Raw genomic sequence first — 15,912 nt, forward strand, 5'->3', positions numbered from 1 at the left:
CGGGAACCCCGGGGCAGCGCCGACGCGCTCAGCCCGCCTGCTCGGTGGGGTGCAGGTCGAAGAACTCCCGGTACAGATCCAGCTGCCGGGACAGCATGTGGGCACCCGGGTGGACCGGGAGGCCCAGGGCGGAGGCCGTGCGCAGCAGGCGGGTCTCGGGCGGGGTCATGATGACGTCCGCGACCAGGGTGCCGGGGCCCAGCCGCGCCGGGTCGAAGGGGAGCGGGTCGTCGTCGCGCAGGCCCAGCGGGGTCGCGTTCACCACGATGTCCGCCTTCCCGGCGGTCGCGGGCGGGCTGTGCCGTACGACGCCCGGGGCATGGTCGGACAGGCGGTCCAGGAGGGCGCGGACCCGGGCCGGGTCCAGGTCCACGACGTCTAGGCGGGCCACCCCGGCCAGCACCAGCGCGGCCGCGATCGCGCCGCCCGCCCCGCCCGCGCCGACCAGCGTCACCGACCGGCCGGCCGGTGGGTGACCGGCGGCGACCAGACCGGCGACGAAGCCGACGCCGTCGAAGTTCTCCGCGTACCAGCGCCCGTCCCCGCCGCGCCGCAGCACGTTGGTGCCGCCCGCCAGCCGCACCGCGGGACTGAGCACGTCGGCGAAGGCCCGGGCCGCGGCCTTGTGCGGGACCGTCACCAGCAGGCCGTCCACGTTGGCCGCCCGCTGCAGGCCCCGCACCACCTCGCCCAGGTGGGCGGCGGGGGCATGCACCGGCACCAGGACCGCGTCCAGGCCGAGTTCGGCGAAGACCGGGTTGAGCATCTCCGGCGCCCGCACCTGCCGTACCGGGTCGCCGAGCACCGCGAACAACCGGGTACGGCCGGTGATCCTCGGGACCGCCCCAGGGGAATGCGACATCGAAAGACCTCCGATTCAATTCGCGCCGGGAGAGCACCGCTTGAGTCTCCGGGCGAGCAGCGGAAATTACCTCTGCATTGCGCCACACTCGCCCGGCGCATACCCCTCGCATACCCGGACGGCCACCGATGCAGGGCCCTTATAGGGGGGTTGATAGTGGTCCACGGACACGGCCGGAATGTGACTCTGAAGTCTCCGTCAAGAGTCTGCCCGTGTAGTCCACGAGTCTCCTTTCCCTGAGAGGTGTTCCGCCATGCTGCGAACCGAATTGATCCGGCCGGTGCCCCAGCTGCTGAAGGCGAACGCCGATCGCTTCGGAGCGAAGACCGCCTACCGTGACGCCACCCGCGAGGTGACCCACGCCGAACTGGAGGCCCGTACCCGCAGGCTCGCCGGTCATCTGGCGGCGCTGCGGCTGCAGCCCGGCGACCGGGCCGCGATCCTGCACGGCAACAGCGTGGAGTTCGTCGAGAGCTATCTGGCGATCACGAGGGCGGCAGCCGTCGGCGTCCCCCTCAACCCCCGTCTGACCGAGCCCGAACTCGCCCACCTCCTGGACGACAGCGGGGCCCGGGCCCTGATCACCGAGCCCGCCCTGCTGGATGTCGTCGGCCGCCTGGTGAAGGACCGCCCGCACCTCAGGGTCGTCGTCACCGGAGACGGGCCCGCCCCCGCCGGCACGGTCTCCTTCGAGAAGCTCGCGACGACCGAACCGGCCGAGCCCGCACGCGACGACCTCGGCCTCGACGACGTCGCCTGGATGCTCTACACCTCCGGCACCACCGGCCGCCCCAAGGGCGTGCTGTCCACCCAGCGCAACTGCCTGACCTCGGTGGCCGCGTGCTACGCCCCGATACCCGGCCTCACCCACGAGGACCGGGTCGTCTGGCCGCTGCCGCTGTTCCACAGCCTCTCCCACATCGTCTGCGTGCTGACCGTGACGGCCGTCGGCGCCACCACCCGGATCGTCGACGGCTTCTCCGCGGACGAGATCCTCGACGCCGTACGCGAGGAGCGGGCGACGTTCCTGGCGGGCGTGCCGACGATGTACCACTACCTCGTGCAGGCCGCGAAGGCCGGCGGCTTCACCGCGCCCGATCTGCGGATGTGCCTGGTCGGCGGGGCCGTCACCACCGCCGAGCTGCGCCGCTCCTTCGAGGAGGTCTTCGGCGCCCCGCTGCTCGACGCCTACGGCTCCACCGAGACCTGCGGCTCCATCACCATCAACTGGCCCACGGGCGCCCGGGTCGAGGGCTCCTGCGGGCTGCCCGTGCCCGGCCTCGACGTCCGGCTCGTCGACCACGAGAGCGGCCAGGACGTCCCCGTCGGCGCCGAGGGCGAGGTCTGGGTCAAGGGCGCCAGCGTCATGGTCGGCTACCACAACCAGCCCGAGGCCACCGCCGCCGCCCTGGGGGACGGCTGGTTCCGCACCGGCGACCTGGCCCGCCGCGACGAGCAGGGCTACTTCACCGTCACCGGCCGCATCAAGGAACTGATCATCCGCGGCGGCGAGAACATCCACCCCGGCGAGGTGGAGGACGTCCTGCGCACCGTGCCCGGCGTCGCCGACGTGGCGGTCGCGGGCCGGCCCCACGAAGTGCTCGGCGAGGTCCCGGTCGCCTTCCTCGTCCCCGGCCCGCGGGGCGTCGACCTGGAGCGCCTCTTCGAGACCTGCCGGCAGCACCTCGCTTATCACAAGGTCCCGGAGGAGCTGTACGAGATCGACCGCATCCCCCGCACCGCCTCCGGCAAGATCATGCGGCACGTCCTGCTCGGCCGCCCGGCCCGGCTGCGCGCCTCCGGCGACGGCCGCTACGAGTCCCTCCTGCGCACCGACTGGCTGCCGCTGCCCTCGGTCGCCGCCCCGCAGCCGGTGCCCGGCCGCTGGGCGCTGGCCGGTGACATCCACGGCAGTGAACTCACCGGCGCCCTGCGCGAGTCGGGCAACACCGTCGAGACCCACCTCTCCCTGGGCGGCCTGGCAGACCTCGCCGAAGTCGACGCGTTGGCCGGGATCGACGCCCTCGACTCGCTGGTGGAGGACCTCGCCGCCGGAGCCGAGGCCCCGGACACCGCCGTACTCCTGCTCGGGGATGTGCACGGCACCGGGCCGGTCGGCCGCACCGAGGGGATCGAGGCGCTCGTCGCCCGGCTCGGCGAGGCGCTCGACGGCTGGCTCGCCGAGCAGCGCACCGCCGGACTGCCGCTCGTCGTCGCCACCCGGGACGCCGTCGCCACCGGGCCCGACGACGCCCTCGACGGCCTGACCCACGCTGCCGTGTGGGGGCTCGTGCGCACCTATCAGACCGACTTCCCCGACCGGTTCGTACTGGTCGACCTCGGCGCCGACGAGGAGGACGAGGCGCCCAGGCTCGCCGCCGCCCTGTCCCTCGCCGTCGCCTCCCAGGAACCGCAGAGCGCCGTCCGCGACGGAGTCGTCCTGCGCCCCCGGCTGGTGCGCGCCGCCGCCGTCGGCAGCGCGCACGCCGCAGCCGGTGCGCGCCGCACCGGCATGCCCGACACCAGCGGAACCGTCCTGGTCACCGGCACCGACCCGGTCACCGCCGAGCACCTCACCCGCCACCTCGCCGCGGTGTACGGCGCCCGCCGCATCCTGCTGGCCGGCAAGGACGGCCGGGCCCACGCCGATCTGCGCGACGAACTCGCCCGCGCCGGTGTCGACATACGCGTCGAGACCTGCGACACGGCCGACCGCAAGGCGCTCGCCAAGCTGATCGCCCGGGCCGCGGCGCCCGTCACCGCGATCGTGCACACCGCGGGCCGTGAGGACCTCGGCACCCGCGAGGGCCGCCACGTCGCCCTCCAAGGCGCCCTCTCCCTGCACGAGTTGACCAAGAACTCCATGCTCGCCACGTTCATCGTGGTGAGCCCCGCCCACGGCCTGGCCGGCATCCCGGGCCACGGACCCGCCGCTGCCGCCGCCGCGGCCCTCGACGCCCTCGCCGGCCACCGCCACGCCCGCGGCCTGCCCGCGCTCTCGCTGGCCCTCGGACCTGTGTCGGAGACCGCGCCCGCCGGGCCGGGCACCGAGGGCACCGCGCAGGGCCTGCCCTGGCCCGTCCGCTCCCTGTCGGTGCCCGAGGCACTCACCATGTTCGACGCCGCGCACACCGTCGCGCAGCCCCAACTGGCCGCCCTGCGGCCCGACGCCGGCGCGCTCGGCGACCGCGAGGTGCCCGCGCTCCTCGCCGACCTCATCGACGTCCCGCGCACCGCCGCCGCCCCCGACGAGCACGCCACGGACGCCCTGCGCGCCCGGCTCTCCGGTCTCACCAGGACCGAGCAGGAGCGCCACCTGCTGGAGCTGGTGGCCGAACAGGTCCGCGCCATCGCCGGACCGGCCGCGCGCGACACCAGCCGCAGCTTCAAGGAACTCGGCTTCACCTCCGCGACCGCCGTCGAGCTGCGCAACCGGCTCACCGAGCGGACCGGGCTGCGGCTGCCCGTCACCCTCGCCTTCGACCGGCCCAGGCCCGCCGCCGTCGCCGCCCAGCTGCGCCGCCTGCTGTTCGGCCTGCTCGAAGAGGAGCCCGTCGTCGAGGTGCCGGAGACCGCCGCGTCCGACGAGCCGATCGCGATCGTCGCCACGGGCTGCCGACTGCCCGGCGGCGTGGCGAGCGCCGAGGAGCTGTGGCGGCTGGTCGCCGACGGCACCGACGCCATCAGCGAGTTCCCCGACGACCGCGGCTGGGACCTGGAACGCCTGCACCATCCCGACCCCGACCACCCCGGCACCTCGTACACCCGGCACGGCGGATTCCTCCCGCAGATCGCCGAGTTCGACGCGGGCTTCTTCGGGATCTCCCCGCGCGAGGCCGTCGCCATGGACCCCCAGCAGCGGCTGCTCCTGGAGACCTCCTGGGAGACCTTCGAACGCGCGGGCGTCGACCCGACCGGCCTCGGCGGCGCGCACATCGGCGTCTTCAGCGGCCTCATGCACCACGACTACGGCAGCAACGTCCAGCAGGTCCCCGAAGGCACCGAGGGCTACATCGGCATCGGCATCGCCGGCAGCGTCGCCTCGGGCCGTGTCTCCTACACCCTCGGCCTGGAGGGCCCCGCGGTCACCGTCGACACCGCCTGCTCCTCCTCCCTGGTCGCCCTGCATCTCGCCGTCCGCTCCCTGCAGAGCGGCGAGTGCTCCATGGCCCTCGCGGGCGGCGCCGCTCTGATGCCGACCCCCGGCGTCTTCATCGAGTTCTCCCGTCAGCGCGGCCTCGCCGCCGACGGCCGCGCGAAGGCCTTCTCGGCCGCCGCCGACGGCACCGCCTGGTCCGAGGGCGTCGCCGTGGTCCTCCTGGAGAAGCTGTCCGACGCGCGCCGCAACGGCCACCCCGTGCTCGCCGTGGTCCGCGGCTCGGCCGTCAACCAGGACGGCGCGTCCAACGGCCTGACCGCACCCAACGGCCCCTCCCAGCAGCGCGTCATCCGCCAGGCCCTCGCCAACGGCCGACTGGCGTCCACGGACGTCGACGTCGTCGAGGCGCACGGCACCGGCACCACGCTCGGCGACCCGATCGAGGCCCAGGCGGTCATCGCCGCGTACGGCCAGAACCGGCCGGAGAACCGCCCCCTGTGGCTCGGCTCCCTCAAGTCGAACATCGGGCACGCGCAGTCGGCCGCCGGGGTCGCCGGGGTCATCAAGATGGTCATGGCCCTGCGCAACGAGGAGATGCCCAAGACCCTCCATATCGACGAGCCCACCCCGCACGTCGACTGGTCCGAGGGTTCGGTCGAACTCCTCACGGAGGCACGCCCTTGGCCCCGCGAGGAGGGGCGTGTGCGGCGGGCGGGCGTCTCGTCCTTCGGGGTGAGCGGCACCAACGCGCATGTGGTGATCGAGGAGGCGCCGGCCGAGGAACCCGCCCTGGAGGAACGGGGGTTCACTGGTCCGCTGCCGTTCGTGGTCTCGGCCCGGTCCGCTGCCGCCCTGAAGGCGCAGGCCGAGCGAGTCGCCGACCACCTGGAGAACGAGGAGTCCGCCCCGGCGGACGTCGCGTACTCCCTGCTCACCTCCCGCGCGGCGCTCGACCACCGCGCCTCCGTCGTCGCGGACGACCTGCCCGAGGCGGTGGCCGCCCTGCGGTCGCTCGCCGCGGACGACGGCGGGATGGTCGCGGGTGGTCGTCTGGCGGTGCTGTTCACCGGGCAGGGTGCTCAACGGGTGGGGATGGGCCGGGAGTTGTACGCGACGTATCCGGTGTTCGCCGCCGCCTTCGACGAGGTCGTGGCGGAACTGGACCGGCACCTGCCCGTCCCGCTCAAGGACATCGTCTTCGAGGGTGCGGGCGATGTGGACCGTACGGAGTTCACGCAGCCCGCGCTGTTCGCGGTCGAGGTGGCTCTGTTCCGGCTGGTGGAGTCGTGGGGTGTCAGGCCGGACTTCGTGGCCGGGCACTCCATCGGCGAGCTGGCGGCGGCGCATGTGGCCGGGGTGTGGTCGCTCGCGGACGCGGCGCGGCTGGTGGCCGCCCGGGGCCGGCTGATGCAGGCGCTGCCTGCGGGCGGCGCGATGATCGCCGTGCAGGCGACCGAGGACGAGGTGCTGCCGCTGCTGACCGACGGGGTGGGCATCGCAGCCGTCAACGGACCCACCTCCCTGGTGATTTCGGGTGAGGAGGGACCCGCGGAGTCCGTCGCCCGGGTCATCGCCGGAATGGGGCGCAAGACCAAGCGGCTGACGGTCAGTCACGCGTTCCACTCGGTGCTGATGGACCCGATGCTGGAGGAGTTCCGGCAGATCGCCGCCACCCTCACCTACCACGAGCCGCGAATCGGTGTCGTCTCCAACGTCACCGGAAAGCCCGCGACCTCGGACGAACTGACCTCCCCCGACTACTGGGCCCGCCATGTCCGCGAAGCCGTCCGCTTCGCCGACGGCATCACCTCGCTGCACGAGCAGGGCGTCACCGTCTTCCTGGAGGCCGGGCCCGACGGGATCCTCACCGCCCTCGCGCAGGGCGTCGTCACGGACTCGGCAGGCACCGGGTTCGTCACCCTGCTGCGGGGCGGTGCCGCCGAACCGCGTTCCGTCGTCACCGCGTTGGGGCGGCTCTTCGAGTACGGCGTCGCGCTGGACCCCGAGGCGGTCTTCGCCGGCGCCGGTGCGCGCCGGGTCGATCTGCCGACGTACGCCTTCCAGCGCGAGCGGTACTGGCTGGAGGACGTGGGCCGGAGCGCGGACGTCTCCGGCGCCGGGCTCGCCGGGGCGGAACACCCCCTTCTCGGTGCGGTCACGCAACTGCCGGAGTCGGGTGGGGTGTTGGCGACGGGTCTGCTGTCGCTGCGCAGCCATCCATGGCTGGCGGACCACGCGGTGGCCGGGACGGTCGTCGTCCCGGGCGCCGCACTGGTGGAGTTGGTCGTGCGGGCCGGCGACGAGGCGGGCACGAGCACCGTCGAGGAACTGGTGATCGAGGCCCCGCTGGCGCTTCCCGCCGCGGGCGGAGTACGGGTCCAGGTGGTCGTGGGCGGACTGGAGGACGGGCGGCGTGGGGTCAGCCTGTACTCGGCCGCTCACGACGCCGGGCCGCAGTCGCCCTGGACGAGGCATGTGACCGGCTCGCTCGTCGAACAGGCCAATGACACAAGGGAGTTCGACTTCTCCGCCTGGCCCCCGGCGGGTGCCGAGAAGCTGGACCTCGCCGGGTTCTACGAGGACCGCCGTGCGGCCGGTCTGGAGTACGGACCCGCCTTCCAGGGCCTGAAGCAGGTCTGGCGGCGCGGTGCCGAGGTTTTCGCCGACGTCGAGCTCGCCGAGGGGCGGACCGGCGACGGCTTCGGCATTCACCCCGCGCTGCTCGACGCGGCCCTGCACAGCGGGATGTTCCTGGCCGGGCAGGAGACCGACACCGGGCGGACCCTGCTGCCGTTCGCCTGGAACCAGGTGTCCCTGCACGCCTCCGGCGCCACCGCGCTGCGCGTTCGGGCGGTCGCGTCCGGCGCCGACGGCGTCTCGCTGAGCCTCGCCGATCGGAGCGGCGCGCCCGTGGCCGACATCGGGGCGATGGTGCTGCGGCCCGTCTCCGGCGAACAGCTGGGCGCCGCGCGCACACCGGTGCACGACTCGCTGTTCCTGGTCGACTGGGTGCCGCTGACCGCGCCCGCCGACGAGACCGTGACGGCGGACGTCGACGACGCCGTCGTCGACGTCACCGCTCCCGTCGCCGACGGCTCCGCCGGCGCCCTCGAACTGGCCGGCCGGGTGCTCGCCGTCGTGCAGGCCCACCTCGGTGGCTCGGACGGCCGCCTGGTCGTGCTGACCCGTGACCCGCTCGCCGATCCGGCCGCCTCGGCGGTCTGGGGTCTGGTGCGGTCCGCCCAGTCCGAGAACCCCGACCGGATCGTCCTGGCCGCGATCGACGACGACCCCGCCTCCCGCGACGCGCTGCCCGCCGCCCTCGCCACCGGCGAGCCGCAGCTGGCCGTCCGCGCGGGCCGAGCGAGCACCCCCCGGCTGGCCCGGGCCGCCGCCTCCGAGGCCCTGGCGGTCCCGGCCGGCACCGACGCCTGGCACCTCGACGTCACCGCGACCGGCACCCTGGAGAACCTGGCGCTGCTGCCCAGCCCCGAGGTCCGCGAGCCGCTCGCCGAGGGGCAGGTCCGGATCGCCGTACGGGCGGCCGGCCTGAACTTCCGTGACGTGCTGATCGCCCTCGGCATGTACCCGGGCAAGGCCCACTTCGGCGGCGAGGGCGCCGGTGTCGTCCTGGAGACCGGCCCCGGCGTCACCTCGCTCGCCCCCGGCGACCGGGTGATGGGCCTGCTGCGTGACGGCTTCGGGCCCGAGGCCCTCGCCGACCACCGCCACCTCGTACGGATGCCCGCCGGGTGGACGTACGAGCAGGCGGCCAGTGTGCCGATCGTCTTCAGCACGGCGTACTACGGCCTGTTCGACCGGGCCGGGCTGCGGGCCGGCGAGTCCGTGCTGGTGCACGCCGCCGCGGGCGGGGTCGGCATGGCCGCCGTCCAGCTGTGCCGGCAGGCCGGCGCCGAGGTGTTCGGCACCGCGAGCCCCGGCAAGTGGGACGCTCTGCGCGCGAACGGCCTGGACGAGCCGCACATCGGCAACTCCCGCACCCTCGACTTCCGGGAGCGCTTCCTCGCGGCCACCGACGGGCGGGGCGTGGACGTCGTACTCGACGCGCTGGCCCACGAGTTCGTGGACGCCTCCCTCGACCTGCTGCCGCGCGGCGGACGCTTCCTGGAGATGGGCAAGACGGACATCCGTGACGCCGACGAGGTGGCCGCCGCCCACCCCGGCGTCGCCTACCAGGCCTTCGACCTCGTGGAGGCCGGACCGGACCGGGTCCAGGAGATCCTCACCGAACTCGTCACCCTCTTCGAACGGGGCGAGCTGACCCCGCTGCCGGTCCGGGCCTGGGACGTCCGCAAGGCCCCCGAGGCATTCCGGTACGTCAGCCGGGCCCGCCACATCGGGAAGGTCGTCCTCACCGTGCCGCGCGCCCTCGACCCCGAGGGGACGGTGCTGGTCACGGGCGGTCTGGGGACGCTGGGCCGACTGGTCGCCCGGCACCTGGTCACCTCGTACGGGATACGGCATCTGCTGCTCGTGGGGCGGCGGGGCATCGCCACCGAAGGCGCGGCCGAACTCGTCGCGGAACTCGGCGAGTCGGGTGCCGAGGTGCGGGTCGAGGCATGTGACGTCTCGGACCCGGAGGCCCTTCGGGCGCTCATCGCCTCGGTGGAGCGGCCGTTGACCGCGGTCGTGCATACGGCCGGTGTGCTGGACGACGGTGTGATCGCGGCCCAGTCGCGCGAGCGGCTGGAACGGGTTTTCCAGCCGAAGGCGGAAGCGGCATGGCAACTGCACGAGCTGACGAAGGGCCTGGACCTCGCGGCCTACGTCGTGTACTCCTCGGCAGCCGGTGTCCTCGGCAACCCGGGCCAGGCCAACTACGCGGCCGCCAACGGGTACCTGGACGGCCTCGCCGGGCACCGTCGCTCGCTGGGGCTGCCTGCCACTTCGCTCGCCTGGGGCATGTGGTCCGAGGGCATGGCCGGGTCGCTCGACACGGCGGCCCTGCAACGGAACAAGCGCGACGGCATGCGCGGCCTCACCGCCGAGACCGGCAACGCCCTCTTCGACGCCGGTCTGCGTTCGCCCGAGGCCGCGCTCGTCCCGGCCCGGCTGGACCTTGAGGGCCTGCGGTCCAGGGCCGCGAGTCAGGCCGTACCGCAGCTGCTGCGCGGTCTCGTACGGCAGGGCCGGCAGACCGCGAAGGCGGGTGCCGCGGCGGAGGGTTCGCTGCGGCAGGAGCTGGCGCCGCTGTCCCGGGACGAGCGGGAGCTGCGTCTGCTCGACCTGGTCCGCGCCCAGGCGGCGACCGTCCTCGGCCACTCGGCCGCCCACACCATCGACGGCGAACGCGCCTTCAAGGACGCCGGCTTCGACTCGCTGACCTCCGTCGAACTCCGCAACCGGCTCACGGCCGCGAGCGGGGTCAAGCTCTCGGCGACCGTGGTCTTCGACTACCCGACGCCGACCGCCCTGGCCGGCCACCTGCACGACGAACTCGGCCTCGACGAGGGGGCCCGGGCCGCCGCCGGCACGACACCCGCGCGGCCCGCCACCGCGACGCCCGAGGCCCCCGACGAGCCGATCGCGATCGTCGCCATGGGCTGCCGCTTCCCCGGCGGAGCCACCGGCCCCGAGGAGCTGTGGCGGCTGGTCGCCGACGGGCTCGACGTCATGGGCGGCTTCCCCGACAACCGCGGCTGGGACCTGGACGCCCTCTTCGACCCGGACCCGGACGCCATCGACCGGTCGTACGTCGACCGTGGCGCGTTCCTGCACGACGTCGGCGAGTTCGACGCGGGCTTCTTCGGGATCTCCCCGCGCGAGGCCCTCGCCATGGACCCGCAGCAGCGGCTGCTCCTCGAAGTCAGCTGGGAGACCCTGGAACGGGCGGGCATCGACCCGACGACCCTGCGCGGCTCGGACACCGGCGTCTTCACCGGCCTCATCAGCCACGACTACACCGTCCGCCTCCAGCACGCGCCCGCGGAACTCCAGGGCCTCAGGCTGACCGGCACCGCGGGCAGCGTCGCCTCCGGCCGCGTCTCCTACGCGCTGGGCCTGGAGGGCCCTGCCATCAGCGTCGACACCGCGTGCTCGTCCTCGCTGGTCGCCCTGCACATGGCCGTACAGTCCCTGCGCGGCGGCGAGTGCTCGATGGCCCTCGCGGGCGGCGCGATGGTCATGGCGACGCCGGACACCTTCATCGAGTTCTCCCGTCAGCGCGGACTGGCCAGGGACGGCCACGTCAAGGCGTTCGCGGCCGGGGCCGACGGCACGGCCTGGTCCGAGGGCGTCGGCGTCCTGCTGGTGGAGAAGCTGTCCGACGCGCGCCGCAACGGCCACCCCGTGCTCGCCCTGGTGCGCGGTACGGCCGTCAACCAGGACGGCGCGTCCAACGGCCTGACCGCCCCCAACGGCCCCTCCCAGCAGCGCGTCATCCAGGCGGCCCTGGCCAACGGCCGGCTGACCCCGGCCGACGTGGACGCGGTCGAGGCACACGGCACCGGCACCGCCCTCGGCGACCCGATCGAGGCCCAGGCGCTCCTCGCCACCTACGGACGGGACCGCGGCGACCGCGATCCCCTGTGGCTCGGCTCCGTGAAGTCGAACATCGGTCACTCGCAGGGCGCCGCCGGCGTGGCGAGCCTGATCAAGATGGTGATGGCGTTGGAGCACGAGGTGCTGCCGAAGACGCTGCATGTGGATGAGCCGACGCCGAAGGTGGACTGGTCGGCGGGTGCGGTGGAACTGCTCACCGAGGCGCGTGCGTGGCCTCGGGAGGAGGGGCGTGTGCGGCGGGCGGGCGTCTCGTCCTTCGGGGTGAGCGGCACCAACGCGCATGTGGTGATCGAGGAGGCGCCGGCCGAGAAACCCGCCCTGGAGGAACGGGGGTTCACTGGTCCGCTGCCGTTCGTGGTCTCGGCCCGGTCCGCTGCCGCCCTGAAGGCGCAGGCCGAGCGAGTCGCCGACCACCTGGAGAGCGGGGAGTCCGCCCCGGCGGACGTGGCCCGTGCGCTGGTGGTCTCTCGTGCGGCTCTGGAGCACCGTGCCGTGGTCGTGGCCGCGGATCGTGCGGAGGCCGTGGCCGGACTGCGGTCGCTGTCCGGCGAGGTGCCTGCGGTCGCGGGCGGTCGTCTGGCGGTGCTGTTCACCGGGCAGGGTGCTCAACGGGTGGGGATGGGCCGGGAGTTGTACGCGACGTATCCGGTGTTCGCCGCCGCCTTCGACGAGGTCGTGGCGGAACTGGACCGGCACCTGCCCGTCCCGCTCAAGGACATCGTCTTCGAGGGTGCGGGCGATGTGGACCGTACGGAGTTCACGCAGCCCGCGCTGTTCGCGGTCGAGGTGGCTCTGTTCCGGCTGGTGGAGTCGTGGGGTGTCAGGCCGGACTTCGTGGCCGGGCACTCCATCGGCGAGCTGGCGGCGGCGCATGTGGCCGGGGTGTGGTCGCTCGCGGACGCGGCGCGGCTGGTGGCCGCCCGGGGCCGGCTGATGCAGGCGCTGCCTGCGGGCGGCGCGATGATCGCCGTGCAGGCGACCGAGGACGAGGTGCTGCCGCTGCTGACCGACGGGGTGGGCATCGCAGCCGTCAACGGACCCACCTCCCTGGTGATTTCGGGTGAGGAGGGACCCGCGGAGTCCGTCGCCCGGGTCATCGCCGGAATGGGGCGCAAGACCAAGCGGCTGACGGTCAGTCACGCGTTCCACTCGGTGCTGATGGACCCGATGCTGGAGGAGTTCCGGCAGATCGCCGCCACCCTCACCTACCACGAGCCGCGAATCGGTGTCGTCTCCAACGTCACCGGAAAGCCCGCGACCTCGGACGAACTGACCTCCCCCGACTACTGGGCCCGGCACGTCCGCGAGGCCGTCCGCTTCGCCGACGGTGTGGCCGCGCTCCACGAGCAGGGCGTCACCGTCTTCCTGGAGGCCGGGCCCGACGGGATCCTCACCGCCCTCGCGCAGGAGATCCTCGACGGCGCCGACGCCCGGCTCGCGACCCTGCTGCGGCGGGGGCGCGGTGAGGCCGAGTCCGTGCTGGCCGCGCTCGGTGCGCTGCACTCCGCGGGGCGCGCGGTCGACTGGACCGCGCTCTTCGCGGGCAGCGGGGCGCGCCGGGTGGAGCTGCCGACGTACGCCTTCCAGCGCGAGTGGTACTGGCCGCGGGACCGGGGCGGGGCCGGTGACGCCTCGTCGCTGGGGCTGAGCGGCGCGGACCATCCGCTCCTCGGGGCGTTCGCCCAGCTACCGGACTTCGGCGGAGTGTTGGCGACGGGTCTGCTGTCGCTGCGCAGCCACCCGTGGCTGGCGGACCACGCGGTGGCCGGGACGGTCGTCGTCCCGGGCGCCGCACTGGTGGAGTTGGTCGTGCGGGCCGGCGACGAGGCGGGCACGAGCACGGTCGACGAGCTGGTCGTCGAGGCGCCGCTGGTGCTGCCCGAGACCGGTGGCGTACGCCTTCAGGTGTCGGTGGCGGCCCTCGACGAACTCGGCCGGCGCCCGGTCACCGTCCACTCGGCCCCGCAGGACGCCGGACCGGAGACACCGTGGACGCGGCACGTCACCGGGTTCCTCACCGAGCAGGCCCCGGACGCCGGTTTCGACCTGGGCCAGTGGCCGCCCGCCCAGGCGGAGCAGGTCGCCGTCGACGGGTTCTACGACCGCCAGCTCGACACCGGTTACGCCTACGGGCCCGCTTTCCAGGGCGTCCGGGCCGTGTGGACCAAGGGCGAGGAGGTGTACGCGGAGGTCGTGCTGCCCGAGGGACAGTCCGCCGAAGGCTTCGGCATCCACCCCGCGCTCCTCGACGCCGCCCTCCAGACGACCGGACTGCTCCCGGCGACCGGCGACCCGGCCCCGGGGACGACCCGGCTGCCGTTCGCCTGGAACGAGGTGTCCCTCTACGCGTCCGGCGCCACCGCGCTGCGCGTCCGCGCGGCCCGCAGTGGCGCCGACGGACTCACCCTGGACATCGCCGACCACACCGGCGCCCCCGTCGCCGGCATCGGCACCCTCACCATGCGCGAGGTGTCCGCCGGGCAACTCGGAGCGGCCGGTGTCCCGGCCCATGAGCACCTGTACCGCGTGTCCTGGAACCCGGTCGCGCTGCCCGAGCCCGCCGCGGCGGGCCGGCCGGCCCCGGTCGCCGTCGCCGACGGACCCGCCGTCCGCGCACTCGCCGCGTCCGCGCCCGAGTGGCTGCTGCTGGAACTACCGGACGGGGAGGGCGCCTTCGAGGCGACGGCCCGGACGCTCGACGTACTCCAGGCCTGGCTGGCCGAACCGCGGTTCGACGGCTCCCGGCTTGCCGTCGTCACCTGCGGCGCGGTCCGCGACGTGACCGACCCGGCGGGCGGCGCGGTCTGGGGGCTCGTGCGCACCGCGCAGTCCGAGAACCCCGGCCGGATCGCCCTGGTCGACCTGGACGAAGCATCCGCCGACCGTCTGCCGGCCGCCCTCGCTTCAGGCGAACCCCAACTCGCCCTGCGTGACGGCGAGGCCACCGCACCCCGGCTCACCCGCGAACCCAGGGCCACCGAGGACACCTTCGGCGGCCTCGACCCGGAGGGGACCGTCCTGATCACGGGCGGTCTCGGGACGCTGGGCCGGCTGGTGGCCCGGCACGTGGTGGCGAAGCACGGCGCCCGGCATCTGCTGCTGGTGGGCCGACGCGGCCCGGAAAGCGAGGGGGCGTCCGAACTAGCGGCGGAACTAGGCGAGTTGGGCGCAACCCAGGTGCGGATCGAGGCGTGCGACGCCTCCGACCGTACCGCGCTCCAGGCCCTCCTGGCCTCCGTGGAACGGCCGTTGACGGCGATCGTGCACACGGCGGGCGTACTCGACGACGGTGTCATCGCGGCCCAGAGCCCCGAGCGGCTGGAGAAGGTGTTCCGCCCGAAGGCGGACGCCGCCCGCCATCTGCACGAGCTGACCCGGGGGACGGATCTCGGCGCCTTCGTCCTGTACTCCTCTGCCGCAGGCGTCCTCGGCAACCCCGGCCAGGCCAACTACGCGGCTGCCAACGCCTACCTGGACGCCCTCGCCGAACAGCGCCGCTCGCAGGGCCTGCCCGCCACCGCCCTCGCCTGGGGCATGTGGGCCGAGGCGACCGGCATGACCGCTCACCTCGACGGCACCGACCACGACCGCGGCAGGCGCGGCGGCATGCTGGGCCTGCCCACCGCCGAGGGTCTGGCGCTGCTCGACGCCGCGCTCGGCTCGACCGAGGCGCTTCTCGTACCGGCCCGGCTCGACCTGGCCGACCTGCGCTCCCGCTCCTCGGACGGCACCGCGGTCCCGCCGATGCTCCAGAGTCTCGTACGGCCGTCCGCCCGCCGTACCGCCAAGGCCGCCGTCGCACCGGCGGGAGAGACCCTCCTCCAGCACCTCGCCGGCAGGACCCCGCAGGAGCGCGCGCAGCTGCTGCTCGAGGTGGTGCGGGTGCACGTCGCCGCGGTGCTGGGGGTGGCCAACCCGGCCACCGTCGACGCCTCCCGGGCGTTCAAGGACGCGGGCTTCGACTCGCTCACGGCCGTCGAGTTCCGCAACAGGCTCACCGAGGCCACCGGCGTGCGGCTGCCCGCGACGCTGGTCTTCGACCACCCGACGCCGGCCGCCCTGGTCGAACTCCTCCAGGAGCAACTGCGGCCCACGGAGCCCGAGAGCGCCGAGTCGCTGTCGGTCCTGAACGAACTGGACCGCCTGGAGCGGGCGATGACGGCCGGCCCCGGCGACGACGGCACCGACCCCGCCGAACGGGCACGGCTGGTCACCGAGCGGCTCAAGGCGCTCACCGCCAAGTGGCAGAACCTCCACCCCGACCGCCTTGAGGACGTGGACCTGGAGACGGTCTCCGACGACGAGATGTTCGCCCTCGTCGACAACGAGCTCGGTCTGTCCTGAACGGACGGCAAGCGGACCACACGGAGAGCGAAGGGACACAGGGACAGACATGAGCACAGACACCGCACACGACGCCCAAAGCAGT

At 74.0% G+C, this 15,912-nt stretch carries 2 protein-coding genes; one reads left to right on the forward strand and one right to left on the reverse strand.

The features are described from left to right. Positions 1 to 28 precede the first annotated feature (28 nt). A complete protein-coding gene (locus F9278_RS17840) occupies positions 29 to 862 on the reverse strand; it encodes a shikimate dehydrogenase family protein (RefSeq protein ID WP_152169261.1) in 834 nt (277 codons plus the stop codon). Positions 863 to 1,115: 253 nt separating this feature from the next. On the opposite strand from F9278_RS17840, the gene F9278_RS47150 reads away from it, so the two are divergent. Beyond that, entirely contained in the window at positions 1,116 to 15,827 is a 14,712-nt protein-coding gene (locus F9278_RS47150) for a type I polyketide synthase (protein WP_226966789.1), read from the forward strand. Positions 15,828 to 15,912: the final 85 nt, after the last annotated feature.

It is taken from the genome of Streptomyces phaeolivaceus (assembly GCF_009184865.1).
GTDB classification, from domain to species: Bacteria; Actinomycetota; Actinomycetes; order Streptomycetales; family Streptomycetaceae; genus Streptomyces; species Streptomyces phaeolivaceus.

Bases quoted from the DNA above. Each gene is read 5' to 3' on its own strand.
- F9278_RS17840 (WP_152169261.1), bottom strand. From the start codon at position 862: ATGTCGCATTCCCCTGGGGCGGTCCCGAGGATCACCGGCCGTACCCGG.
- F9278_RS47150 (WP_226966789.1), top strand. From the start codon at position 1,116: ATGCTGCGAACCGAATTGATCCGGCCGGTGCCCCAGCTGCTGAAGGCG.